The sequence below is a fragment of the Amycolatopsis decaplanina DSM 44594 genome (assembly GCF_000342005.1).
Classification (GTDB): domain Bacteria; phylum Actinomycetota; class Actinomycetes; order Mycobacteriales; family Pseudonocardiaceae; genus Amycolatopsis; species Amycolatopsis decaplanina.
The window spans coordinates 511,150-534,278 of sequence record NZ_AOHO01000074.1 but is presented as its reverse complement, the minus strand read 5'-3'; the positions used below and the strand labels follow the sequence as shown (position 1 = coordinate 534,278).

Sequence of the window (23,129 nt, the reverse complement as noted above, 5' to 3'; positions counted from 1 at the left end):
CTTTAGCCACGGCGCCACACCACAGGAGTGTTGTCGTAGCCGCCGCCCTGCAGTGCGCCCGCGATCTCGCCGTTGTCGCCCACCACGATGCCGTAGGCGTCGACAGGCGCGGGAAGCGTCGTCACCGGACCGCCCGGTGACCACACCGCGGGGGTCTTCGGGTGGCCGGGTGTGGCGACCCAGCCCGTGACCAGTCCGGATCCGTTCAGCGCCATCGTCTCCATGTTGTCCGGGACTTCTTCGGAGACGTCGAACGCCGTCCAGAGGCGGTCACCCATCGGGGTGGAGGCCAGCACCTTCCCGTCCCGGATCGCGATTCCCCGTGACTCGGTGACACCGTCGGGGAGGACGAGTCGCCGCAGCACGCCGTCCTTCCAGAGCCAGGTTCCGCCGAACTGCTCGTTCAGCAGGATGGTGCCGTCGTGGTCGACGTCGACGGGACGGAGCAACGGCGGGACGTCCAGCAGCACCGGATGCGCCCGGTCGCCGGACGGCCAGAACGCCGCGGTGGACCCGTAGCGAGGATCGTTGGACACGGTGCCGACGACATCACCGCGGTTGTTCACGCCGAGTCCCCGCGTGTTGGCGTAGCCCGGAACCTTCCCCAGGAACCGGAAGCCGCCGTTCTCGAAGACGAAGGCGTGTTCGTTCGGGTACGACCTGGCGTTGCCGAGGACCGAACGCGTCGCGTTCTCGTCCACGGTTTCGACCGTTTGGTAGCCCGCGGGAACGCCGTGGTTCCGGAAGGTCCCGTCCGCCCAGGTGATCAGCCTCCCGTCGGAGTGCCCCGCGTAGCGCCCGGCGCCGTCCGTGGCGACCACCTGCGCCAGGCCGCTGCCGGGAGGCAGCGGCAGGTGACTCATCGTCCACCCGGTCGCCGACGCGGTGCCCGCCGACAGCAGACCGGCGGTGACGACGGCCGCCAAGACCATGCTCGTTCGTTTCATCGATACCCCCTGTTAGTGGTGTTCATCCTGTTTAACGGGGGTACGAGCCGTCCGTCTACGTCATCTGACACTCATCGTGCGTTAAGTAACATCCGTGCAGGACTGTATGTAAGGGGTTGATAAATACAGACCTGTCTGTATCTTCAGTGGCAGCAGCGACCCGGCAACGACAAGGAGCGTCGTGGTGGCCAACAAGGTGTACGTCGTCGGCGTGGGCATGACGAAGTTCGAGAAGCCCGGACGCCGTGAGGACTGGGACTACCCGCAGATGGCCAAGGAGTCCGGGACCAAGGCGCTCGAAGACGCCGGGATCTCCTTCGACGAGGTGCGCCAAGCTTACGTCGGCTACGTCTACGGCGAGTCGACCTCGGGGCAGCGTGCGGTCTATGAAATGGGCATGACCGGTATCCCGGTGGTCAACGTCAACAACAACTGCTCGACCGGGTCGACCGCGCTGTACCTGGCCGCGGAAGCGATCCGGGGCGGCCGCGCGGACTGCGTGCTCGCGCTGGGCTTCGAGAAGATGCAGCCTGGATCGCTCGGCTCGACCTACGACGACCGTGAGCAGCCGATGGGCAGGCATATCCAGGCGCTCGCGGAGATCTCCGAGGTGCTCTTCCCGCCGGCGCCGTGGATGTTCGGCGCGGCCGGCCGCGAGCACATGAAGACCTACGGCACCACCGCCGAGCACTTCGCCAAGATCGGCGAGAAGAACCACCGGCATTCGGTGAACAACCCGTACGCGCAGTTCCAGGAAAGCTATTCGCTGCAGGACATCCTCGACTCGCGGATGATCTACGACCCGCTCACGAAACTCCAGTGCTCCCCGACCTCGGACGGTTCGGGCGCGGTGATCCTCGCCAGCGAGTCCTTTGTGGACTCGCACGGGCTCGCTGGCCAGGCCGTCGAGATCGTCGGGCAGGCGATGACCACCGACTTCGCCAGCACTTTCGACGGCACGGCGAAGAACATCATCGGCTACGACATGAACGTCCAGGCCGCGCGCCAGGTGTACGACCAGGCCGGGCTCGGCGCGGAGGACTTCCAGGTCATCGAGCTGCACGACTGCTTCTCCGCCAACGAACTCCTGCTTTACGAAGCACTCGGGCTCTGCGCCGAGGGTGAGGGCGGGAAGCTCGTCGACTCCGGGGACACCACCTACGGCGGCAAATGGGTCGTCAACCCGTCCGGCGGGCTGATCTCCAAGGGACACCCGCTCGGCGCCACCGGCCTCGCGCAATGCGCCGAACTGACCTGGCAGCTGCGCGGGACCGCGGACAAACGCCAGGTCGACGGCGTCGAAGCCGCGCTGCAGCACAACATCGGACTCGGCGGCGCCGCCGTCGTCACCGCCTACCAGCGCGCCGAGCGCTGATCCCGTCGAAAGGAAGAACCATGGGCAAGATCAGTGCCTCCGTCGAACTCCCCGCCGCTCCGGACAAGGTGTGGGCGGAGTTCTCCAACCCCAGCAACTTCGAGAAATGGCTGACCATCCACACCAAGTGGAAGGGCGAGGTCCCGGCCGAGTTCTCCAAGGGGGCGCAGGCTTCCGAGGTCGTCACGATGCTCGGGATGCCGAACACGATCACCTGGACCGTCGACGAGTTCGAGGCACCGTCGAAGCTGGCGATCTCCGGGACCGGGATGGCCGGGGTGAAGGTCAAGTTCGAGCTGTCGGTGGAGGCGTCCGGAGAAGGTTCTCTCGCCAGCATCGACGCGGAGTTCGCCGGCCAGATGATCGTCGGCGCGCTCGGCAAGGCCGTCGAGAAGGACGGCAAGAAGAACCTCGACGCCTCCCTCGAGAACTTCAAGGCGCTGGTCGCGTGACCGAGCGATTCGACCCCGGCGGGCTCGGCAAGTGGACCGGCGAGTCCCGGTTCGAGGTGACCCGCGAGCGGCTGATCGAGTACGCGAAGGCCACCAACGACCCGATCCCGGCGCATCTCGCCGGGGACGTCGCGAGCCCGGTGTTCGCGATCGTGCCGGTGTTCGAGTCGCTGATGGAGCCCGCGCTCGAAGTCGTCCCGGTCGGCTTGTTCGGCCGGATCGTGCACGGGGAACAGGAGTTCCGGTTCCACCGGCCGATCCGTCCCGGCGACAAGCTCGTGTCACGCGCGCGGATGACCGGCTACGAAGGCCTGCGGAACGGCACCCGCGGCACCATCCACCTCGAATGCCGGACCGAGGACGGCGATCTGGTCAACGAGCAGTACGTCACGTTGTTCGTGCGCGGGTTCGACACCGGCGAGACACGGGGCGAACTCGGGCCGGACCACAGGTTCGACGACGGCCTGCGCTCGCAGGCGCCGGTGGCGAAGGTGAACCAGCACGTCGACGACGACCAGACGTACCGGTACGCGCCCGCCGCCGGTGACCCCATGCCGATCCATCTCGACGAAGAGGTCGCGAAGGAGTCCGGACTGCCGGGGATCATCGCGCACGGCTTGTGCACCATGGCGTTCACCTCCTGGGCGCTGCTGACCGAGGTCGCCGGGTCCGATGTGGACGGACTGAAGCGCTTAGCCGTCCGGTTCGCCAAACCGGTGCTGCCCGGCCAGGACCTCACCACGCACATCTGGCGCGCGGGCGCCGGGAGCTACGCGTTCGAAACCACCGTCGGCGAAACCGTCGTGATCAAGGACGGTCTCGCGGAATTCGCGGAGTAGGAGCAAAGCCATGGGAGCACTCGACGGACGCGTCGCCGTCATCACCGGCGCCGGACGCGGGATCGGCCGCGAGCACGCGCTGCTGTTCGCGCGGGAGGGCGCGAACGTCGTGGTCAACGACCTCGGCGGCGCGAACGACGGCAGCGGCAGCGACGCCGGGCCCGCACAGGAGGTCGTCGACGAGATCCGGGCGGCGGGCGGGAAGGCCGTGGCCAACACGGCCAACGTCGCCGACTGGGCGGGCGCCGCGGAGCTGGTGGCGCAGGCGGTGGACGAGTTCGGCAGGCTCGACGTCGTCGTGAACAACGCGGGCATCCTGCGCGACGCGTTCATCGCCGGACTCGATGAGTCGCAGTGGGACTCCGTGATAGCCGTGCATTTGAAGGGGCACGCGGCGGTGCTGCGGCACGCGGCCGCGTACTGGAAGGTCGCGAGCAAGGCCGGTGATCGGGTGGCCGGATCGGTGATCAACACCGCCTCGGCGTCCGGGACCACGTTGCCGAACGCGGGACAGGCGAACTACGGCGCGGCGAAGGCGGGGATCGCCGCGCTGACGCTGGTCGCCGCAGAGGAACTGGAACGCTACGGCGTGCGGGTCAACGCGATCGCGCCGATCGCTCGCACCCGGCTCACCCTGGCGACGCCGGGCATGGGCGCGATCTTCGCGCAGGAGGTCGAAGAAGGGGAGTTCGACGCGTTCTCCCCGGCCAACATCTCGCCGCTGGTGGCCTACCTCGCGACCGAGAAATGCCCGCTCACCGGCAAGGTGTTCGCGGTGCAGGGCGGCGCGATCTCCGAACTCGCGGGCTGGCACGACGTCAAGGTGATCGAGACCGAGGCGGCCTGGGAGATCGACGACATCGCGGCCAGGCTGCCGTGATCGAGTGGTCCGAGACCGAGCTGCTGATCCGGGAGTTCGTCGACAAAGAGACCCGGCCGCATCTCGACGCGCTGGAAAGCGGACACTGCCGCCGTACGACATCATCCGGAAGATGTTCGCGTCCTTCGGCATCGTCGCTTCGCTCGGCGTGAGCATCGGGCTGACCGCGCAGAAGGAACGCCGGCTGCCCGGACTGGCGACATTCGAGAAGGTCGGCGCGTGGGCGATCACCGAACCCGGCTCCGGCTCGGACGCCGCGACCGCAAGGTGTTGACGTTCGTGCTGGACAAAGGCATGCCGGGGCTCACGCAGGCCCTCGCAATCAGTCACCTACTTGCGTCGGCTTCCAGGAGGACGCAAGAGTAGGTGACTGATTGCGGCAGGGGCGGGGTCAGTCGCGTTCGATCAGGTGGCCGACGACCTCCGGGCCCGGGTGCGCGTGGCCGGAGCCGTCGCGCCGGAGGTCGACCTCCGGCAGTTCCACCGGGTCGCCGTTGCGGGCGGCACCGGCAGGCCGCGGGCCGATCCAGCCGACCATCAGCCGCGTTTCGCCCTTGAGGAACCGTTGCGCCCGGACACCGCCGGTCGCGCGACCCTTGGCCGGGTACTCGCTGAACGGGGTCACCTTCACGCTCGCGCCGGTCGCTGTGACGACCATCGGCTCGCCGTGTTCGGCGTCATCGGTCCGGATCGCGCCGAAGAAGACCACTTCCGCGTCACCACGCACGGCGATGCCGGCCATGCCGCCGCCCTTGAGGCCCTGCGGCCGCACCAGCGAAGCGGCGTAGCGCAGCAGTGATGCTTCGGACGACAGGAACGCCAGCGTCTCGTTGCCGTCGGTGAGCCAGGTGGCGCCGACGACCTCGTCGCCGTCCTTCAGGCTGATCACGTCGAACTCGTCCGAGCGGACCGGCCATTCCGGCGCGCACACCTTCACGACGCCGAGTTTCGTGCCGAGCGCGAGACCCGGGGAGCCCGCCGCCTGTTCGCCGAGCGGGGCCAGGCCGACGACGCGCTCGCCCTTCTCCAGCGGCACCAGTTCCTTCGCGGCCATCCCGCCGCGCAGGGAGACCGTGCCCGCCTGCTCGGGCAGCACCGGCAGCGGCAGCACGTCCGTCTTGAACGCGCGCCCGCGGTTGGTCACCAGCAGCACCTGGCCGCGCGCTGTCGAATGCACGACGGCGGACACCGAGTCGTGTTTGACGCGGCCGTTGCGGCGCCGCACTTCCGACGCCTCTTCCGATTCCGCCGCCGTCCGCGCGACCAGGCCGGTGGCCGACAGGATCACCTGGCACGGATCGTCGGCGACCTCCAGCGGACCCGACGGCTTCGACGCGGCGAGGACCTCCTTGAGGTCGCCGTCGATCAGCGCGGTGCGGCGTTCGGCGGGGTGGTCCTTGGCGACCTTGGCCAGCTCGGCCGAGACGACCTTCTTCAGCACCGACTCGTCGTCGAGGATCTTCGACAGCTCGGCGATCTCCTCGCGCAGCTTGTCCTGCTCGGCCTCGAGCTCGATCCGGTCGTACTTCGTGAGCCGCCGCAGCGGGGTGTCCAGGATGTAGGTCGCCTGGATCTCGGAGAGCTTGAACCGCTTCATCAGGCCGTCCTTCGCGGCCGCGGCGTTCTCGCTCTCGCGGATCAGCTTGATCACCTTGTCGATGTTGAGCAGGGCGATCAGCAGACCGTCGACCAGGTGCAGACGCTCTTCGCGCTTGCGGCGCCGGTACCGGGTGCGGCGGGTGACGACCTCGTAACGGTGGCTGAGGAAGACCTCCAGCAGCGCCTTGAGGCCCAGCGTCCGCGGCTGCCCGTCGACCAGCACCAGGTTGTTGATGCCGAAGGACTGCTCCAGCGGCGTCAGCCGGTACAGGTCCGCCAGCAGGGCCTGCGGGTTCACGCCGACCTTGCATTCGATGACCAGCCGTGTGCCGTTCTCGCGGTCGGTGAGGTCCTTGACGTCGGCGATCCCGGTGAGCCGCTTGGACTTGTTGACCTCGTCGGTGATCTTCTCGATCACCTTCTCCGGGCCGACGCCATAAGGCAGTTCGGTGATGGTGATCGCCTGGCGGCCGCGGCTGCCCTCCAGCGGTCCGGTCTCGGCGCTGGCGCGCATGCGCACCACACCGCGGCCGGTCTCGTACGCGCGGCGGACCTCGTCCAGCCCCAGCAGCGAACCGCCGGTCGGCAGGTCGGGGCCCGGGACGAACTCCATCAGCTTGTCGAGGGTGGCGTTCGGGTGGTTGATCAGCCACCGTGCCGCGCCGATGACCTCGGTCAGGTTGTGCGGGATCATGTTGGTCGCCATCCCGACCGCGATCCCGGAAGTGCCGTTGACCAGCAGGTTCGGGAAGGCCGCGGGCAGCACCGACGGCTCTTCGAGCGAACCGTCGTAGTTCGGCCGGAAGTCGACGGTGTCCTCGCCGAGCTCGCCGACCAGCAGCATCGCTTCCGGGGACAACCGCGCCTCGGTGTATCGCGAGGCGGCCGGGCCGTCGTCGGGGGAGCCGAAGTTGCCGTGCCCGTCGACCAGCGGGACGTTGAGCGAGAAGTCCTGCGCGAGCCGGACCATGGCGTCGTAGATCGCCGTGTCGCCGTGCGGGTGGTACTTGCCCATCACGTCGCCGACCACGCGGGACGACTTCACGTACGCGTGCGTCGGCCGGTAGCCGTTCTCGTTCATCGAGTACATGATCCGGCGGTGCACCGGCTTCAGCCCGTCCCGCGCGTCCGGGAGCGCCCGCGAATGGATGACCGAGTAGGCGTACTCCAGGTACGAATCCTCGATCTCCGTCTTCAGCGAGTTGTCGAAGACGTTCGCGCCGGGCTGGTCGAACGCTGACGGGTCGACCTTGGTGGTGGTGCCCTTACGGCGTGCCATTGCTCAAAGCTCCTTGAATAGCAGCGAAATCAGGCGTCGATGGCTTCGCGGTCGACCCGGTCGGAGGATTCGACCAGCCAGTTGCGGCGTGGTTCGACCTTCTCGCCCATCAACAGTTCGAGCGCGTTCTCAGCGGCTTCGACGTCGTCGAGGGTGATGCGGCGGACCGAACGGGTGGCCGGGTTCATCGTGGTGTCCCACAGTTCGTCGGCGTCCATCTCACCGAGGCCCTTGAACCGCGGCACCGGCGTGACGATCTGCTTGCCCGCCCGCTCCAGCGCCGCGTACTTGGTCTCCATCTCCTTCTGGGTGAAGGTGAAGTGGGTCTCCGGGTTGCGGCCCTTGGTGACCAGTTTGTGCAGCGGCGGCATCGCGGCGTAGAGCCTGCCGTCCTCGATCACCGGCCGCATGTACTTGGCGAACAGCGTGATCAGCAGCGTCCGGATGTGCGAACCGTCGACGTCCGCGTCGGCCATCAGGATCACCCGGCCGTAGCGCATGGTCGACAGGTCGAACGTGCGCCCGCTGCCCGCGCCGAGCACCTGCACGATCGAGGCGATCTCGGCGTTCTTGAGGGTGTCGCCGAGCGACGCCTTCTGGACGTTGAGGATCTTGCCGCGCAAGGGAAGCAGCGCCTGGTACTCCGACACGCGCGCCATCCGCGCCGAACCGAGCGCGCTGTCACCCTCGACGAGGAACAGTTCGCTGCGGGAGACGCCGGTGGTGCGGCAGTCGACCAGCTTCGGCGGCATGGCCGCGCCTTCGAGCGCGGTCTTGCGCCGGGCGGCGTCCTTCTGCTGCTTCTGGGTGAGCCGGACGCGTGCCGCGTCGACCACCTTCTGCAGCACGATCTTCGCCTCGGACTTGGTCTTGCGCTCCTCGGTCCACGACCGGATGTGCTTGTCGACGATGCCCTGGATGACCCGGGTGATCCCGGCGGTGGACAGCTCGTCCTTGGTCTGCGAGGTGAACTGCGGCTCCGGCAGCCGGACGTGGACGACCGCCGTCATGCCTTCGAGCACGTCCTCGACCGTCGGCATGTCCTCCTTGGGCTTGAGCAGCCCGCGGGTCTTGGAAATGGCGTCCTGCAAGGCTTTCAGCACGGCGCGGTCGAAACCGCGCCGGTGCGTGCCGCCGTGCACGTTGCGGATGGTGTTGGTGAAGCACTCCACCGTGCGCTCGTAGCCGGTGCCCCAGCGGAGCGCGACCTCGACCTCGGCGTGACGCTCCACATTGGACTGCATGACACCGCTGGCGTCGGCGGCGTTCTCCTTGTACGTGCCCTCGCCGTTGATGATCAGCGTGCCGCAGACGGGTTTCTCGCTGTCCGGGGCGAGGAAGTCGACCATGTCGGCGAGGCCGTTGGGGAAGTGGAAGGTCTCTTCGCTGATCGAGTCGTCGACGGCGGTGCGCAGCACGTACGTGACGCCGGGGACCAGGAACGCGGTGTTGCGCATCTTCGCGCGGACACCCTCGACGTCGAGCGCGGCGCCGCTCTCGAAGTAGCGCGAGTCGTACCAGTACCGGATCGACGTGCCGGAGCGCTCGCCGCGCTTCATCTTCCCGGTGACGTTCAGCCCGGACCTGCGAGTGAACTTGGCCTTCGGCCCGGGTCCGTCGAAGACGCCGGGGACACCGTGCGCGAACGACATCTGGTGCACCTTGCCGTTCTGCTTCACCGTGACGTCGAAGCGGTGCGACAGCGCGTTCACCGCCGACGCGCCGACGCCGTGCAGGCCGCCGGAGGTCTTGTATCCCGAGCCGCCGAACTTGCCGCCGGCGTGCAGCCTGGTCAGCACCAGCTCGACACCGGACAAACCGGATTTGGCGTGCGTGCCGGTGGGGATGCCGCGGCCGTCGTCGTCCACCTGGACACTGCCGTCGGCGTGCAGGGTGACCACGATCTTCGTGGCGTGACCGGCCACACCTTCGTCGGTCGAGTTGTCCACGACCTCGGAGAACAGGTGGTTGATGCCTCGGCTGTCGGTGGAGCCGATGTACATCCCGGGGCGCTTGCGGACCGCTTCCAGACCCTCGAGATGCGTCAGGTCGTCGGCCCCGTACAGGGTCTCAGCAGTCACTGGGTACTTCTCCTGGAGTCGTGGCTCGCGAACTAGCTCGTGGAGGTGGCGTTCAACGCGACACCGTACTGGAGGATATCCGTCCCCTCCGACAGCTTCTTCCTCCCGAGCCCCGGTGTGGCGGATCACCCTCTCCCGATGGCCGGGTCACGGCTGGGGAAAGCGGCTTCCTCAGGGCTCGGATGAGGCGTTATCGTTTCCGGTGTCACAGGGTTACGGGGGAAGAAGGTGACCGTCGGAACCGGTCCACACGCGTCACGCCTGCCTGAAGCGCGACACCGGGGACGGCATGATCGTCGTGGTCCCGCCGCATTTCCCGAAGTTCCACCTGGTGTGTCCGCTGGTGTCCCGGCTGACCGCGGAACTGGCCAGGTGCAACGTCGTCACCGAGCCCGGCCTGCGGATCCAGGACGTCCGGGACCAGGGCGGTCCCGGCCTCGGCACGATGAGCTACCGGCAGGTGCTCGTGCACGAGAAGGAGACCGAGGTCCGCGCCTGGCTGCACGTCCCGGATCCGGTGCTCAGAGGGCTGCGGTGAGGACCTCCAGCGCGCTGTGCTGACGGGCGGCGTCGATCCTGTCGCCCGGCCCCGCCCAGCGCAGGCCGTGCTGGTCGAGCGACGTACGGTTGTTCGCGATCGTCGAGTTCGCTTGGCGCGTCAGGTAAGCGCGGTACGGCCTGCCCGCCAGCGCCCGGTCCAGCTCGCCGAGTCCCCTGGCGTAAGCACCCTTGAACGATGGTCCGTCGGCGCCGCAGTCCCCGGACTCGCACGGGTCGCGCAGGATCCCGTTCGAGTGAAGCTGTGAGGTCGTGGTGGAGGCGTCCGCGAGCTGACGGGCCCGGGTGAGCAGAGCGGCGTCACCGGTCGCGCGGTTCAGTTCGACCAGCGCGCCGAGGATGATGCCCTGGTTGTAACTCCAGACCGCTTGCCCGTTGTTGGCGCAGGTGGAGTTCAGCCCGTCGTTGATCAGATCGCCGCCGTTGATCATGCCGCTCGCGCGGAACCAGTCCCAGACCTCGCGTGCCCTGGCCAACTGCACGGTGTCGCCGGGGAGCCGGTTGTGCAGTGACGCGGCCACCTTGACGTACAGCTCGTTGGTGACCGCGTTCTTGTACGTCTTCGCCGTCGACCACCAGAGTCCGCCGCCGCAGGTCCCGTCGCGATAGGAGTACATGTAGTTCGCCGCGATGACGGCGGTGTCGAGGTAGCGGCGGTCCTTGGTCAGGTCGTAGGCGCGGATCCAGGCGAGCGCCCACCAGCCGGTGTCGTCGATGTAGGAGTTGGTGAAGTCGTTCCCGCGGTTGCGGTCGAAGGTGTTGCCGATGGCGTAGCGGTAATTCTGCGAGCCGGTGCGGGTGCTGTAGTCGAGGATCGCGGTGAGCGCGTTCGCCGAGTTCCACCAGCCGGTGGTCTGCCAGAGACCCGTGTCGTTGTCGTAGAACTGCATGAGCGCGGTGGCCGCGGCCTCGGCACGGTCGTTCGCCGCGACCGTGGTGCGGAACCACGGCGTGCAGGCGATTTCCGGCCGGTTGCCCGCCTTCCCGCAGGCGCGCAGGGCGCCGAAGCGGTGGGTGGCGGGGTCGTCGACGTTGAACATCAGGGTCCGCCAGCCGCGTTGGCCGGACGGGATCTTCGTGTCGCCGATCCGGCTGTCGCCGGTCCACGTGCGACCGCCGTCGAAAGAGCGGTCGAGCCAGACCTCGTCGCCGGGGTCGCCGTCGGCGATGCTGCCCCAGCCCATGTCGTCGCCATCGGAGAGATGCAGCGTGATGCCGCGGCCCCAGACGGTCGCCGTACCGGGTCTTCTTTCGCCGACGGCCAATGCGGGGTCGCGGTTGTCGCAGTACTTGGCGCAGATCGTCGCCGCGACGGTGGGTTCGGGAGTGGTGGTGGCCGGCGTGAGAGCGAATGTCAACGTTGTCACAAGCAGGGAAGTGAGCCACATGGATCCGAGTGTGAGGGCGGCCACTTTCCGGGCCGATCAAGTCACCCTTTCAGCTCGCGCCGATGGTCTGGAATACTTCTCGCTCGCGTGAGGTTGAACGCTCAAGCAAAGTAACCCCGGCCCAGGGAGCAGGTCATGCAGTTCGGAATCTTCACGGTGGGCGATGTGACGACCGACCCGACCACCGGGGAGGCGCCCAGCGAGTACGAGCGCATCAAGGCGATGGTGCGGATCGCGCTCAAGGCCGAAGAAGTCGGCCTCGACGTCTTCGCGACCGGCGAGCACCACAACCCGCCCTTCGTGCCTTCTTCGCCGACGACGATGCTCGGCTACATCGCCGCGCGGACGTCGAAGATCATCCTTTCCACCTCGACCACGCTGATCACGACGAACGACCCGGTGAAGATCGCCGAGGACTTCGCGATGCTGCAGCACCTCGCCGACGGCCGTGTCGACCTGATGATGGGGCGCGGCAACACCGGCCCGGTGTACCCGTGGTTCGGGCAGGACATCCGGCAGGGGATCCCGCTCGCGATCGAGAACTACCACCTGCTGCACCGGTTGTGGCGGGAGGACGTGGTCAGCTGGTCCGGCAAGTTCCGGACGCCGTTGCAGGAGTTCACCTCGACCCCGCGGCCGCTCGACGGAGTTCCGCCGTTCGTGTGGCACGGTTCGATCCGCAGCCCGGAGATCGCGGAGCAGGCCGCCTACTACGGCGATGGGTTCTTCGCGAACCACATCTTCTGGCCGAAGGAGCACTTCCAGGCGCTGATCAACCTGTACCGCGAGCGGTACGAGCACTACGGGCACGGCAAGGCGGACCAGGCCATCGTCGGACTGGGCGGCCAGGTGTTCCTGCGCCCGAAGTCGCAGGACGCGGTGCGGGAGTTCCGGCCGTACTTCGACAACGCGCCGGTGTACGGGCACGGGCCGTCACTGGAGGAGTTCACCGAGCAGACGCCGCTGACCGTCGGCAGCCCGCAAGAGGTGATCGACAAGACGCTGACCTTCCGCGAGCACTTCGGCGACTACCAGCGTCAGCTGTTCCTGATGGACCACGCCGGACTGCCGCTGAAGACCGTGCTGGAACAGCTCGACCTGCTGGGTGAGCACGTCATTCCGGTGCTGCGCAAGGAACTCGACTCGCTTCGCCCGGCTCACGTGCCCGAGGCTCCCACTCACGCTTCTCTTTCGTCAGGGGTGACCGTATGACCACGATCGCTGTCGTGACCGCGGGACTGAGCCAGCCGTCCTCGACCCGGCTGCTCGCCGACAAACTCGCCGCGGCCACCCGTTCGGTGTTGCCGGACGTGGAGATCGAGGTGATCGAGCTCCGCGACCTGGCCGTCGACGTCACGAAGAACATGCTGACCGGATTCCCGTCCCCGGCCCTGCGCGCGGCCATCGACACGGTGACCGCCGCGGACGGCCTGATCGCCGTGACGCCGGTGTTCACCGCGTCGTACAGCGGGCTGTTCAAGTCGTTCTTCGACGTGCTGGACCAGAAGGCGCTCGACGGGAAGCCGGTACTGATCGGCGCGACCGGCGGAACCGAACGGCACTCGCTGGTGCTGGACTTCGCGCTGCGTCCGCTCTTCGCCTACCTTCGCGCCGAGCCTGTCGCGACGGCGGTGTACGCGGCTTCGTCGGACTGGGCGTCTCCGGGTGATCTCGACACGCGGGCCTCGCGGGCCGGGCGGGAATTCGCCTCCCGGCTGGCGGGGGCGCCGGTCGCGGCTCCGGACAGCGGGTTCGTGCCGTTCGAGCAGCTGCTGGCCGGTGGGTGAGCAAGGGACCTTTGCTCTCGTGAGTGGCAAAGACGGTTAGAACCGTCCTTACCACTCACGAGGCTGGGTCAGGGGGTCGGCCAGATCGGCCGGATCTCGATGGTCGCGAACTTCGCGACCGGATGTTTCGACACGACCTCGATCGCCTCGTCCAGATCGGCGCACTCGATCAGGTCGTAGCCGAGGATCTGTTCCTTCGTCTCCGCGAACGGCCCGTCCGAGACGAGCAGTTCGCCGTCGCGGTGGCGCACGGTGGTCGCGGTGGCCGCCGACCGGAGCCTGCTGCCGGACAGCCGGACTCCGCGAGCGGTCATCTCGTCGACCCACGCCTGCGTCTTTTCGTCGAGCGGGTCTTCGCAGTCGTCCGCGCCGGGGAACGGGCTTCCGCAGATCAGCAACATGTAGCGCATGGTCACTCCTTGGCTTTGGCTTGTTCACCATCCCGACGAACCGCCTCGCCCGGAACAGACAGTCGCAGATAATCTTCGAAGCGGGTGAGTCCTGGGTAGCGCGACCGCAGGCCCGCGACATCCGCCGCGTAGCCGCTCTCGGCGAACCAATCGAACATGCGCTCCTCGATCGGCTTCGGTTCGAAGCGGGTCGGGACCCCGGTGACCCGTTCGTAGCGCCTGCCCGAGGAAGCCTTCGCGGTCCTCGAACGCCGTCGCGGCGAAGAACCCGATGTCGTCGGCGGCGATCATCCGCATCGGTTTCGCGGGATCCACCGGAAGCGCCAGTACGCGGTCTTCACCGCAGGGAATCGGGGACGTCGAGATCGCCCTCGACCAGGACCGCGCTGAGTCTCGCCAGTTTCTTGGCCTCGGGTTTGCCGGCATCGCGAACCGCGCGCGAGGTGGTCATCAACCGCGGGTTCGGCGCCCTCGCGCCGCTCGCGGGACGGATCGACGCCACCGAGGAGATGTGGCAGGCCACCGGGATAGCGCAGGACCTTGCCGGCCAGGTGGTCGCTCGCGCGCACGCCGCCGGGGTGCTGCGCGACGACGTCACGACGCCGGACATCTCGCCGCTGATCGGCCAGTTCAGCAGGCGCGGTCCGGTGCCGGAGGCGGATAATGACGAGAACGTCCGGCGGCTGGTCGCGATCGCCGTCGCGGGCCTGCGTGCCGGCGTCGTCGAGCCGCTTCCGGGTGACCCGTCGGAGCAGCGGGAGTACGAGTCGCTCTGGCGGAACTCGTGGCATCACCCGTCCATGACCGGCGTTTTCCCGGCGCGACCGGCACAATCGATGAGAGGGACGACGACGAGGAGACGACGGTGGGCATCGGAAAACCCGTGAAGCAGGCCCTGATCCTGATCGCGGGCGTCATTCTCCTGGCGGTCGGCATCGCGCTTCTCGTGCTGCCCGGACCGGGGCTGCTGCTGGTGCTCGCGGGTCTGCTCGTGCTGGCCTCGGAGTTCCCCGCGGTGGAGAAGTACGTCGATCCGATCCGCGACAGGGCGATGAAGGCGGCCGAGGACAGTGTTTCCTCTCCACTGCGCATCGCGGGTTCGGTGCTGGCGGGGCTGGGCCTGCTGGCCGCGGGGATCGTGTGGGGACTCGTGCCCGGGCTGCCGCTCGGGGGCTGGAGCACCGGGTCGAGCCTGATCCTCTCCGGGCTCATCCTGTTCGCGTTGCTGATCTGGAGCTACAAGCGGGTGCAGACCAGGAGGGCCGCGAACGCCGAATAACAGCCGGGTGGTCTGGTACCGTGCGGCGCGTGGTCACCGACTTCCAGCGCGCACGGCGGCCGGAACAGGTCGAGGCCCGGCGAACGGCGATTCTCGGTGCGGCGCGCGAACTCCTGTCCGAGCGGCCCGTCTCCCGGATCAGCCTCCGAGAACTGAGCGACCGTGTGGGCTTGGCGAAGTCGAACGTGCTGCGGTACTTCGACAGCCGCGAAGCGATCTTCCTGGAAGTCCTCGACTCGGTCTGGGTCGCGTGGCTCGACGAACTCGAAGGCGAGCTAAGCGCCCCTGACGGCGCGAAGCCTGGGCACGAGCGCGAAGTGCGTGTCGCGAGTGTCATCGCGACGTCGATCTCGCGGCAGCGACTGCTGTGCGAGCTGATCAGCACGATGGCCGCCGTGCTCGAACGCAACATCTCCGTGGAGACCGCCCGCACGTTCAAAGGCCGGGCCGGTGACCGGACCGAACGGCTCGCCGAGGTCGTCCGTGCCCAGGTCCCGTTGGACGCCGAAGCGGCCGGACACTTCGCGAAGGCCGTCTTCATCCTCGTCGCGGGACTGTGGCCGTACGCGAACCCAGGCGAGGCCGTGGCGACGGTCCTGGCCGAACGCGGAGCGCCCGCCGGCCACGCGATGTTCGTCGACGGATTGACCGAAGGGCTGGCGAACCAGCTGGTCGGCCTGGTCGTTCGCGCAGGTCAGAGGCCCGGGTGTTAGCAAAGGTCCCTTGCTCCCTTCCCGCACGCGCCGGGCAGGCCGAACCTGCATAAGGTGGGCGGAACCCACTTGCACAAGGAGCGATCATGAGCCCAGGCGGCACTCTCACTCTCGGCGATCTCACCGTGAGCCGGATGGGCTACGGCGCCATGCGGCTGTCCGGCCCCGGCATCTGGGGGCCGCCGAGCGACCGCGAAACCGCGATCGCCGTCCTCCGCGAGGCGGTCGAGCTTGGCGTGACCCACATCGACACCAGCGACTTCTACGGTCCGCACACGGTCAACGAGCTGATCCGCGAGGCGCTGCACCCGTACCCGGACGAGCTGCACATCGTCACGAAGGTCGGCGCGAAGCGGTCTCCGGACAAGGGCTGGCCTTCGGCGCTCTCGCGGGAGGAGCTGACCTCCGCGGTCCACGACAACCTGCGCAACCTCGGCGTCGACGTGCTCGACGTCGTCAACCTGCGGCTCGCGGGGGAGCACGGCGTCTTCCCGATCCCGGTCTCGATCACGGAGCCGTTCGAGGTGCTCGCCGAACTGCGGCAGCAGGGGTTGATCCGGCACCTCGGCCTGAGCCACGTCTCGGCGGAACAGGTCAAGGAAGCCCGCGCCATCGCGCCGGTCGTCTGCGTGCAGAACGAGTACAACGTCGCGAACCGAGCCAACGACGACCTGCTCGACGCCCTCGCGGCCATCAACATCCCGTTCGTGCCGTACTTCCCGCTCGGCGGGTTCACGCCACTGCAGTCCGGCGTCCTCGACGACTGCGCCCGCCGTGTCGACGCGACGCCGATGCAGGTCGCGCTCGCGTGGCTGCTCCAGCGGTCGCCGAACATCCTGGTGATCCCGGGTACGTCGTCGCCGTCGCACCTGCGCGAGAACGTCGCCGCCGCGAAACTCGAGCTGCCCGCGGACGTCATCGCGGATCTCGACGCCCTCGTCTAACGGTCCGTGAAGGCCTCCTTCCCTACCCTCAAGACAGCGAAGGAGGCCTTCACGGACTTTCAGAGGACATCCCGGCGCCGCAACATCCAGCCGCCGAGACCGGCGAAGACCACCAGGTAGCCGGCCACCACCAGCGTCGCCTGCGAGACACCGACGAGTTCCCCGACTCCCGGCGTCGCGCCCGAAGCGCCGAGCGACGCGGCCAGCGAACCGGCGTTGGCTCCCGGCAGCGCCAGCTGAAGCGTGCCGACCCAGTCCACCAGCGGGGCCGCTACCCCGAACAGCAGGTTCTGGACCACCAGCAGCCACACCAGGCCGAGCCCGATCGGCAGCGCCACCCCGCGCATCGCGATGGCGAGGGCCGCGCCGAGAGCCGCCCAGGTCATCGCGATCAGCCAGCCCGCGCCGATCCCCGTCAGCAGCGAGCCGAACGCGGGCCAGTTCATCGGCTCGCCCTCCGAGGAGGCGATGAGCGCGCTCGTGATCGCGCCGGTCGCGAAGCTCGCCAGCACGACGGTCAGTGACGCGACGGCCAATGCGAACAACTTTCCACTGTAGACGGTGAGACGCGAAGGTCCCTGCGTCAGCACGGTTTTCCACGTGCTCCAGCCGTACTCGGTGCCAACGGCCAGTACGCCGATCACGAGCAGGATCGCCCCGAGGAACACCGGCAGCCCGCCGATCGAGTTGCCGACCAGATGTGACGGCAGGGTCGCGGCCAGTCCTCGATCCGTGCCGGGTGCCCCGCTCGACGAACCCGCCGCGCCCGCGAGCGGCAGCAGATAGGTGAAGGTCAGGCCGAGCACGACCGCGATCCCCAGCATGAACCAGTTCGCCGGACGCCGGACGAGTTTCGTCAGCTCGGCGGTGCAGCTACCCCACATGACCTGCCACCTCTCCGGTGAGCTCGAAGAAGACCTGTTCCAGATCCCGTTCGCGGACATGCAGTTCGCGCACCGGGATCCCTTCCGTGACGAGTTCGCGGTTGAGCCACGACGCGCGTTCCGGGTCGACGGTCAGATCGAGCCCTGTCCCGCTCGCGCGAACGTTCTCCGTGCCGATCCAGTGCCGCACCAGTTCGGCGGCGCGCATGACCTCGTCGGTCTCGATGTGCAGCACCGTGCCGCCGCGTAGTTCGGCCACCGTGTTCTCCGCGACCAGCCGCCCGTGCGAGACGACACCGACGCGGTCGCAGATCTGCTGGACCTCGCCCAGCAGGTGGCTCGACAGCAGCACGGTGCAACCCTCCGCGCCGAGCCGCCGGATCAGCACCCGCATGTCGGCCATCCCGGCCGGGTCGAGCCCGTTGGTCGGCTCGTCGAGGATCAGCAGCCGCGGATCCTTCAGCAGTGCCGCCGCGACACCGAGCCGCTGCTTCATGCCGAGGGAGTAGGTCGAGTACCGGTCCTTGCCGCGATCGGCGAGGTCGACCATCGCGAGCACCTCGCCGACGCGCAGCGGATCCGTTCCGCTGTACCTGGCCAGCACCTTGAGATTGTCCGAACCGGAAAGGTACGGGTAGAACCCCGGCGATTCGATCAGCGCGCCGACCCCGTCGAGATCGCCGGGAGGCTTGCCGAACAACCGGACGCCGCCGGAAGTCGGCCGGACGAGTCCCAGCAGCATCCGCAACGTCGTCGTCTTGCCCGCGCCGTTCGGGCCGAGGAAGCCGTAGATCTCGCCGGGCAGCACGGTCAGTTTCATCCGGTCGACGGCGAGATGCCCGCCGTACCGTTTCGTGAGTTCGTCTGTGTCCACGGGAAGGTTCATGGTGACGAATGGTGTCCCGGGAGAGGCCCTCGCCACATCCGTTCCCAAGCGGCATCCGGCGTACGTCGCCGGACGTAGTGCGTGGCCGGAATCCTGTGATATCTGTCGAAAACACTAGTACCGGACACCGGGGTGACGATCATAGGCTCGGCGGCGTGTCGAAAGTCCTCCATATGCTCGCCGCCGTCATCGCGGTCCGTCCGGTCACCGTCGCGGCGAGCATGTTCCCCGGCGCCGCGCGGAAGGCCTTCGCCGAACCGGTTTCCGGACTGTCCGTGCTGCGTGCGCTCGACCGGATCTGCCGGGTCTACGCGCTCTTCAGCCTGGCGGTGCCGTTCTTCGGACTGGCGACGGCCGGCGCATAGGCAAAAGCTCGTGAGTGGCAAGGACGGTTCTAACCGTCCTTGCCACTCACGAGCTTTTGCCTATGCGCTCAGCAACTGGTTGAAGAACGACCGGTAACGGCGCAGCGCGATCCGGAGGTCTTCGGTGGCCGGTTCACCCTGGCTCCACGCGGATTCCAGTTCCTTCTTGTGATCCGCGAAGGTCGTGGCCAGGTTCTGGATCACGACCGCGACGAGTTCGTCGGCCTCCTTGACCGCTCGCCGCGGATCGTCCACAAAGGCCGTCTGGATGCTCTGCCAGCTGTCGCGGAACCTGTCGACGTCGACGTTGTCGAACAACGTCTGTGCTTCGTCTTCGGTGGTGCGCTCGGGCTCGGCGGCAACCAGGTCCTCGGTGCTCAAGGCCTGACCGGTGCCGTCATCGGTCCGTTCCTCGTCGAGCCGATCCGTCGTCCCCGCGACGCGTTCCGTTCCCTCGGTTTCCAAGCGCCTGCTTTCCATGGCTTTCCGCTCCTTCGCCGGCATCGGTCAACAGATCTTCGAACACCTCGCGATAGTGCTTCATCGCTTCCCGCATGTCCTCTGTGGACATTTCGGATTCCCGTTGGCGCACCAGCGTGTCGTGCCCGGCGCGGTAGTGTCGCAGCGCGTTGGCGTGCCGGACTGACAGATCCGCGAGCTGCTGGTCGTACCCTTCGGTCGGATAACCGCGCTCGGCCATCAAGGAGACCAGGACCCGGTCCGCCTCGACGACCGCACCGGACGGACGATCGACGAACTGTTCCTGGATCAGCGCCCATTCCTGCGCGTACCGGTCCTTTGTGGTCTTCGGCAGCGGCCGGATGTCGAGATACGAATGTCGTTTCACCCGCGACGAAAGCTCACGTTCCGCTTCCCGTGGACTTTCGTGTTCCTTGACGGCCCGGTCGTATTCGGGTCCGAACGTCTCACGCAACCGCCGCCTGCGCTGTCCCGCGATGACGAACCAAGCGGCCGCTCCCACCGCCAGGATCGCGGCGATGACGATGATGATGACCAACCAGGTGGACATCGTTATCTCCTCCGGATGTTCGCCGGTCTACCCCCGACAGGCCGTGAATTCCCCGCTCTCGTAGCCGGAAACCCTTGTGCCACAAGAAGTTTGAATTTTAGGCCGGATGGCGCAGTGAAATGATCTCGATTCGCGGTCATCGCTGAGCGCGGTGCGGCCATTTGGCACAAAGTCGTGAGACTCGCTAACCAGGCGTCCCTCTTTCGGGTGCCGCCGATGACTCAGTGTAGGTAAAAACTCCCGATCACTGCTCCGTTGTGGCACTATTGCCCCGTTCGCAGGAAGAGGGCTTGCGGGCAGAGGGGGCCGCCGTAATGGGGTCGCCGGGTACGACAAAGAAAGATCGCCAGGGGAGGAGATCGTCAAATGTCGACGCCTACGGATGTCAAGGACGCCATCGGCGAGGAGGAGCCGGTCGACCCGGCTCAGTCCAAGCCTGACCTGCCGCAGCACGAGCACAGCCCGGACTGTGAGCACTACCGCGACAAGCTGCTGGAATGCTCGGGTGGCTGCGCTCAGACACCCCCGCCCACCCCGTGAGCAGCTTCGCCGGTTGAAGGAAGTCGCCCGCTCGTCGGACTTTCCCGGCGGCGGGCTTCCTTCGGCTACGGAGTGTGCTGTCATAGTTCAGTGGCTGTGACTACGCTTCATGAACTCGAGAGCATTCGCAAGGCCCGTGAACTACACCTGGCCGGTGTGGAGGCGGGCTGCTCGGCGCGTCAGCGTGAAGCCCTCCGGCTGCTCCGCCGGGGGATGAGCGTACTCGAGTCGATCCATCCTGTGTCGGCGAAGAATCGTGACGAATGGTTGACCGTTCGCATCAGGCTCGCCTCGACCATTGCCACGATCGGCACCGAGACCAGTGGTGCGGTTTCCGCCGGCCTCTCCAGCCTCGACGATATCCGGCTGTTGCTTCCCGCCGTCTCCGATCCTCTTTTGCGGGCGGATCTTTCCGGCAGGCTCGACCACAACTTCGCCCTGCTCTTGATGGCGGCGGGTCGTAACGAGGACAGCATCACCTATTTCGATTCTTCTCTCAGGTTCCGGCAGATGGTGCTTGACGCCTCGACGGATCCGGTTCCGCTGCTCGATCCGTATCTCGGGACGCTCGTCACGCGCGGTCTGGCCTACACCCGGTTGGGAGATGTCCGCCGGGCTCGAGACGACCTCACGCACGCTATGGAGTTGGCCGAGCGGCATCGTTTGCGCTCCCAGGCGGCGGACGCCAGGCGACCGCTCGGGTCACTGGAGCTGCGCGTCGGCAATGTCCCGGCCGCGCTGAAGTTCTTCGGGGAAAGTGAACGGATCTACCGATCACTGGGAATCGAGGTGCATCCGCTGCTGCGGCTTGCCCAGGCCCAGGCGTTGCTGACGGCGGGGCTTGCCGAAGAAGCCGGAGGGCACCTCGACGAAGTGTTGCCGGCGATGCTCGCACAGCGGAGCATCAGCCGTGATCTCGCCGATGTGGAGCTGTATCGCGCGTCGGCGGCGCTGATGAGCGACGATCTCGGACTCGCCCGCTCCTATGCCGCGTCCGCGCGCCGCAGGATGCTGCGCTGGGGCTGCCAGACCTGCGTCGCGAACGCGACCATCGTCGGTCTCCGTGCTGACGTGCAGGAAGCTTTGCGCACCAACGAAATCCCGCCCATCCTGACGTCACGCGCGCTGCGCGCGGCGAACGGGATGCCGATGCCGAGGCTCGTCGATCAGGCCGCGCTCGCGCGGATGCTGGCCGTCCGGGTCGAGCTGCGGAAGGGAAAACGCAAGCGCGCCGCCGAGTTGCTCGCCCGGATCCCACGTCCCGGGCGGTTGACCTCCGTCGATTATCGGATGTTGCGCAGGCTTTGCCGTGCGGAACTCGCGGTGGCGGAGGGGGACAAGACCAGGGCGCTGGCGGAGATCCGGGCCGGGCTCACCGAACTCGACCGCGTCCGTGACCGGATGGGCGGAATCGAGCTCGTGTCCGGGATGGCGCTGCACGGCAGGGAACTGGCGGATCTGGCCGTCAAGATCGTGCTGGAGCGCGCCGACGCGGCCCGGTTGTTCGGCTGGACGGAGCGGACCCGCGCGCAAAGTTACCGGTACGAACCGGTTGTGGCGAGCGATCCGGAGCTGGCCGAGCGGGTCGGTGAGGTCCGAGGGCTCGATCAGGCGATCCACCAGGCGCAGCATGACGGGCATCCGACGGCGGCGTTGCGCGCGAAGCACGCCGAGCGGTTACGCGAGGCGCATCGGCTCGGGTGGCATACGGGGCGATGGGGCAGGCCGCGGCCGATCGTGCGGCTCGCCGAGGTCGCCGAGGAACTGGGCGAACGCGCGCTGGTGAGTTTCGCTTCGTCGGGGGACGACCTGGTGGCGATGGTCGTCGTCGGCGGGCAGTGTGAACTGGTGCGGCTCGGTTCGGCGGAGCGGGCGGCGGAGTCCGCGCGGATGCTGAACGTCGATCTCGACGCCCTCGCGCCGGATCGGCTGCCGGCGCCGTTGGTTCAGTCGGTGCTCGGTTCGGCGCGGAAACAGGCCGAACGGCTGGACATCCAGCTGATCCGGCCGCTCGAAGCGCTGCTCGGGGACCGTGGCCTGGTCGTCGTGCCGACCGGCCCGTTGTTCGCCGTCCCGTGGGGAGTGCTGCCCGCGCTGCGGTCGCGGCCGATCGTCGTCGCTCCGTCGGCGACGGCGTGGCTGGGCGCCGAGCGCTCGACGGGGTCGCCCGGGCGGAAGGTCGTCCTCGTCCGCGGTCCTGGCCTCGTGGGGACCAGGGGTGAGCTGGAGAAACTCGCCACGCATTACCGGACCGCGCATACGCTTGCCGGGGCCGACGCGACCATCACCTCCGTCTTGCGCGCGTTGGACGGCGCGAAGCTCGCGCACATCGCCGCGCACGGCGCGCACGAGCCCGAAAACGCCTTGTTCTCCCGGCTGGAACTGGCCGACGGCGCGCTCTTCGCGCACGAAATGGCCGGGCTCGCGCAGCCGCCGTCGCAAGTCGTCTTCGCGGCGTGCGAACTGGCGCTGAACCGGATCCGGCCCGGTGACGAGGTCCTCGGTTTCGCCAGCGCTTTGCTCGCCAGCGGTTCGCGGACGGTGATCGCGCCGTTGAGCCGAGTCGGTGACGAGGCCGCGGCGGCCGCGATGGACGATTACCACCGTGGACTCGTCGAAGGCGCCGGACCGGCGACGGCCTTGGCGGACACCATCGCCGTTGATCCGTTCCGGCGGCCGTTCGTCTGTTTGGGTGCCGGCTGAAGTCCGGCTTGACAACCCCTGTTCGATCTTCACGACTCCAAGTGCCCGGTTGGTTACTCTTGACCGAGTCGTCTGAACCAATTATGGTCTAGACCACATTCGCTCTGCTCGGCGCTTCGGCGGATGGGTCCCAACCTTCAGTGGTTTTCGCTCGCCGCGGCCCAGGAACCCTCGACTCGACGGACGGGTT

At 67.7% G+C, this 23,129-nt stretch carries 25 protein-coding genes; 15 read left to right on the top strand and 10 right to left on the bottom strand.

Features of this window, described 5'->3' with window-relative positions; all coding sequences use genetic code 11:
• Nucleotides 1-2 precede the first annotated feature (2 nt).
• The gene (locus H074_RS32430; RefSeq protein WP_235096929.1) at nt 3-947 is read right to left on the bottom strand and encodes a hypothetical protein; all 945 of its coding nucleotides are present in this window, start codon (nt 945-947) and stop codon (nt 3-5) included.
• Between the two features lie 181 nt (nt 948-1,128).
• Between H074_RS32430 and H074_RS32425 the strand changes: the two genes are divergently transcribed.
• From H074_RS32425 to H074_RS41765, 5 genes are all read left to right on the top strand, one after another.
• Complete coding sequence (locus H074_RS32425) at nt 1,129-2,322, top strand: lipid-transfer protein (RefSeq protein ID WP_200865836.1); 1,194 nt, start codon at nt 1,129-1,131, stop codon at nt 2,320-2,322.
• A gap of 20 nt (nt 2,323-2,342) precedes the next feature.
• Nucleotides 2,343-2,774 carry a type II toxin-antitoxin system Rv0910 family toxin gene (locus H074_RS32420; protein ID WP_007034316.1) on the top strand — a complete coding sequence of 144 codons (432 nt, stop codon included), beginning with the start codon at nt 2,343-2,345 and terminating at the stop codon, nt 2,772-2,774.
• On the top strand, nt 2,771-3,613 hold the full coding sequence (locus tag H074_RS32415; protein ID WP_007034315.1) for a MaoC/PaaZ C-terminal domain-containing protein: 843 nt from the start codon (nt 2,771-2,773) through the stop codon (nt 3,611-3,613). The genes H074_RS32420 and H074_RS32415 overlap by 4 nt, the downstream gene beginning before the upstream one ends.
• A 10-nt stretch (nt 3,614-3,623) precedes the next feature.
• Entirely contained in the window at nt 3,624-4,493 is an 870-nt protein-coding gene (locus tag H074_RS32410; protein WP_007034314.1) for an SDR family oxidoreductase, read from the top strand.
• A gap of 112 nt (nt 4,494-4,605) precedes the next feature.
• Nucleotides 4,606-4,767, top strand: a complete 162-nt coding sequence (locus tag H074_RS41765) for a hypothetical protein (RefSeq protein WP_007034313.1) — start codon at nt 4,606-4,608, stop codon at nt 4,765-4,767.
• Between the two features lie 117 nt (nt 4,768-4,884).
• Here the strand turns inward: H074_RS41765 and H074_RS32405 are convergent, their stop codons facing one another.
• Together H074_RS32405 and H074_RS32400 are read right to left on the bottom strand one after the other, a co-directional pair.
• A complete protein-coding gene (locus H074_RS32405) occupies nt 4,885-7,371 on the bottom strand; it encodes a DNA gyrase/topoisomerase IV subunit A (protein ID WP_007034312.1) in 2,487 nt (828 codons plus the stop codon).
• Nucleotides 7,372-7,400: 29 nt separating this feature from the next.
• Entirely contained in the window at nt 7,401-9,452 is a 2,052-nt protein-coding gene (locus H074_RS32400; protein WP_007034311.1) for a DNA gyrase/topoisomerase IV subunit B, read from the bottom strand.
• A gap of 289 nt (nt 9,453-9,741) precedes the next feature.
• Between H074_RS32400 and H074_RS32395 the strand changes: the two genes are divergently transcribed.
• Entirely contained in the window at nt 9,742-9,990 is a 249-nt protein-coding gene (locus tag H074_RS32395) for a hypothetical protein (RefSeq protein ID WP_007034310.1), read from the top strand.
• Here the strand turns inward: H074_RS32395 and H074_RS32390 are convergent.
• Nucleotides 9,974-11,398 (bottom strand): glycoside hydrolase family 76 protein, encoded by a 1,425-nt coding sequence (locus tag H074_RS32390; protein ID WP_039923866.1) that lies wholly within the window; start codon nt 11,396-11,398, stop codon nt 9,974-9,976. The genes H074_RS32395 and H074_RS32390 overlap by 17 nt on opposite strands.
• Before the next feature lie 135 nt (nt 11,399-11,533).
• Here H074_RS32390 and H074_RS32385 point away from each other — a divergent pair, with 135 nt between their 5' ends.
• Both H074_RS32385 and H074_RS32380 read left to right on the top strand, forming a co-directional pair.
• Nucleotides 11,534-12,610, top strand: a complete 1,077-nt coding sequence (locus tag H074_RS32385; protein ID WP_007034308.1) for an LLM class flavin-dependent oxidoreductase — start codon at nt 11,534-11,536, stop codon at nt 12,608-12,610.
• Nucleotides 12,607-13,185, top strand: a complete 579-nt coding sequence (locus tag H074_RS32380; RefSeq protein ID WP_007034307.1) for an FMN reductase — start codon at nt 12,607-12,609, stop codon at nt 13,183-13,185. The genes H074_RS32385 and H074_RS32380 overlap by 4 nt, the downstream gene beginning before the upstream one ends.
• A 68-nt stretch (nt 13,186-13,253) precedes the next feature.
• On the opposite strand, the gene H074_RS32375 is transcribed toward H074_RS32380, so the two are convergent.
• A complete protein-coding gene (locus H074_RS32375) occupies nt 13,254-13,595 on the bottom strand; it encodes a YciI family protein (RefSeq protein ID WP_007034306.1) in 342 nt (113 codons plus the stop codon).
• 2 nt (nt 13,596-13,597) lie between these two features.
• Nucleotides 13,598-13,753 carry a hypothetical protein gene (locus H074_RS40800; RefSeq protein WP_161630708.1) on the bottom strand — a complete coding sequence of 52 codons (156 nt, stop codon included), beginning with the start codon at nt 13,751-13,753 and terminating at the stop codon, nt 13,598-13,600.
• A 285-nt stretch (nt 13,754-14,038) separates the two neighbouring features.
• On the opposite strand from H074_RS40800, the gene H074_RS38835 reads away from it, so the two are divergent.
• The 4 genes from H074_RS38835 to H074_RS32355 all read left to right on the top strand — a co-directional run bounded on the left by H074_RS38835 (nt 14,039) and on the right by H074_RS32355 (nt 16,531).
• Entirely contained in the window at nt 14,039-14,482 is a 444-nt protein-coding gene (locus H074_RS38835; RefSeq protein WP_007034304.1) for an SbtR family transcriptional regulator, read from the top strand.
• A complete protein-coding gene (locus H074_RS32365) occupies nt 14,461-14,874 on the top strand; it encodes a PGPGW domain-containing protein (protein ID WP_007034303.1) in 414 nt (137 codons plus the stop codon). Before H074_RS38835 ends, H074_RS32365 begins: the two co-directional genes overlap by 22 nt.
• A 20-nt stretch (nt 14,875-14,894) precedes the next feature.
• Nucleotides 14,895-15,587, top strand: coding sequence for a TetR/AcrR family transcriptional regulator (locus H074_RS32360; protein WP_007034302.1), 693 nt, complete (start codon nt 14,895-14,897; stop codon nt 15,585-15,587).
• 86 nt (nt 15,588-15,673) lie between these two features.
• On the top strand, nt 15,674-16,531 hold the full coding sequence (locus tag H074_RS32355) for an oxidoreductase (protein WP_007034301.1): 858 nt from the start codon (nt 15,674-15,676) through the stop codon (nt 16,529-16,531).
• Between the two features lie 59 nt (nt 16,532-16,590).
• Here the strand turns inward: H074_RS32355 and H074_RS32350 are convergent, their stop codons facing one another.
• Both H074_RS32350 and H074_RS32345 read right to left on the bottom strand, forming a co-directional pair.
• Complete coding sequence (locus H074_RS32350) at nt 16,591-17,415, bottom strand: ABC transporter permease (RefSeq protein WP_007034300.1); 825 nt, start codon at nt 17,413-17,415, stop codon at nt 16,591-16,593.
• Complete coding sequence (locus H074_RS32345) at nt 17,405-18,301, bottom strand: ABC transporter ATP-binding protein (RefSeq protein ID WP_039923784.1); 897 nt, start codon at nt 18,299-18,301, stop codon at nt 17,405-17,407. Before H074_RS32345 ends, H074_RS32350 begins: the two co-directional genes overlap by 11 nt.
• A gap of 155 nt (nt 18,302-18,456) precedes the next feature.
• Here H074_RS32345 and H074_RS32340 point away from each other — a divergent pair, with 155 nt between their 5' ends.
• Nucleotides 18,457-18,666: a hypothetical protein gene (locus H074_RS32340; protein WP_235096927.1), complete on the top strand. Its 210-nt coding sequence runs from the start codon at nt 18,457-18,459 to the stop codon at nt 18,664-18,666.
• A 60-nt stretch (nt 18,667-18,726) separates the two neighbouring features.
• Here H074_RS32340 and H074_RS32335 read toward each other — a convergent pair whose 3' ends face one another.
• Together H074_RS32335 and H074_RS32330 are read right to left on the bottom strand one after the other, a co-directional pair.
• The gene (locus tag H074_RS32335; protein ID WP_235096926.1) at nt 18,727-19,047 is read right to left on the bottom strand and encodes a hypothetical protein; all 321 of its coding nucleotides are present in this window, start codon (nt 19,045-19,047) and stop codon (nt 18,727-18,729) included.
• 16 nt (nt 19,048-19,063) lie between these two features.
• A complete protein-coding gene (locus tag H074_RS32330; protein WP_007034296.1) occupies nt 19,064-19,696 on the bottom strand; it encodes a hypothetical protein in 633 nt (210 codons plus the stop codon).
• 366 nt (nt 19,697-20,062) lie between these two features.
• On the opposite strand from H074_RS32330, the gene H074_RS40795 reads away from it, so the two are divergent.
• Both H074_RS40795 and H074_RS32325 read left to right on the top strand, forming a co-directional pair.
• Nucleotides 20,063-20,236, top strand: a complete 174-nt coding sequence (locus H074_RS40795; protein WP_161630707.1) for a hypothetical protein — start codon at nt 20,063-20,065, stop codon at nt 20,234-20,236.
• A gap of 90 nt (nt 20,237-20,326) precedes the next feature.
• Nucleotides 20,327-22,939, top strand: coding sequence for a CHAT domain-containing protein (locus tag H074_RS32325; protein WP_039923780.1), 2,613 nt, complete (start codon nt 20,327-20,329; stop codon nt 22,937-22,939).
• The last annotated feature ends 190 nt before the right edge of the window (nt 22,940-23,129 follow it).

Coding starts and splice junctions, on each gene's coding strand:
- H074_RS32430 (WP_235096929.1), bottom strand. CDS start 947: ATGAAACGAACGAGCATGGTCTTGGCGGCCGTCGTCACCGCCGGTCTG.
- H074_RS32420 (WP_007034316.1), top strand. CDS start 2,343: ATGGGCAAGATCAGTGCCTCCGTCGAACTCCCCGCCGCTCCGGACAAG.
- H074_RS32410 (WP_007034314.1), top strand. CDS start 3,624: ATGGGAGCACTCGACGGACGCGTCGCCGTCATCACCGGCGCCGGACGC.
- H074_RS41765 (WP_007034313.1), top strand. CDS start 4,606: ATGTTCGCGTCCTTCGGCATCGTCGCTTCGCTCGGCGTGAGCATCGGG.
- H074_RS32405 (WP_007034312.1), bottom strand. CDS start 7,371: ATGGCACGCCGTAAGGGCACCACCACCAAGGTCGACCCGTCAGCGTTC.
- H074_RS32395 (WP_007034310.1), top strand. CDS start 9,742: ATGATCGTCGTGGTCCCGCCGCATTTCCCGAAGTTCCACCTGGTGTGT.
- H074_RS32390 (WP_039923866.1), bottom strand. CDS start 11,398: ATGTGGCTCACTTCCCTGCTTGTGACAACGTTGACATTCGCTCTCACG.
- H074_RS32385 (WP_007034308.1), top strand. CDS start 11,534: ATGCAGTTCGGAATCTTCACGGTGGGCGATGTGACGACCGACCCGACC.
- H074_RS32380 (WP_007034307.1), top strand. CDS start 12,607: ATGACCACGATCGCTGTCGTGACCGCGGGACTGAGCCAGCCGTCCTCG.
- H074_RS32375 (WP_007034306.1), bottom strand. CDS start 13,595: ATGCGCTACATGTTGCTGATCTGCGGAAGCCCGTTCCCCGGCGCGGAC.
- H074_RS40800 (WP_161630708.1), bottom strand. CDS start 13,753: ATGTTCGATTGGTTCGCCGAGAGCGGCTACGCGGCGGATGTCGCGGGC.
- H074_RS32355 (WP_007034301.1), top strand. CDS start 15,674: ATGAGCCCAGGCGGCACTCTCACTCTCGGCGATCTCACCGTGAGCCGG.
- H074_RS32350 (WP_007034300.1), bottom strand. CDS start 17,415: ATGTGGGGTAGCTGCACCGCCGAGCTGACGAAACTCGTCCGGCGTCCG.
- H074_RS32345 (WP_039923784.1), bottom strand. CDS start 18,301: ATGAACCTTCCCGTGGACACAGACGAACTCACGAAACGGTACGGCGGG.
- H074_RS32330 (WP_007034296.1), bottom strand. CDS start 19,696: ATGTCCACCTGGTTGGTCATCATCATCGTCATCGCCGCGATCCTGGCG.
- H074_RS40795 (WP_161630707.1), top strand. CDS start 20,063: ATGTCGACGCCTACGGATGTCAAGGACGCCATCGGCGAGGAGGAGCCG.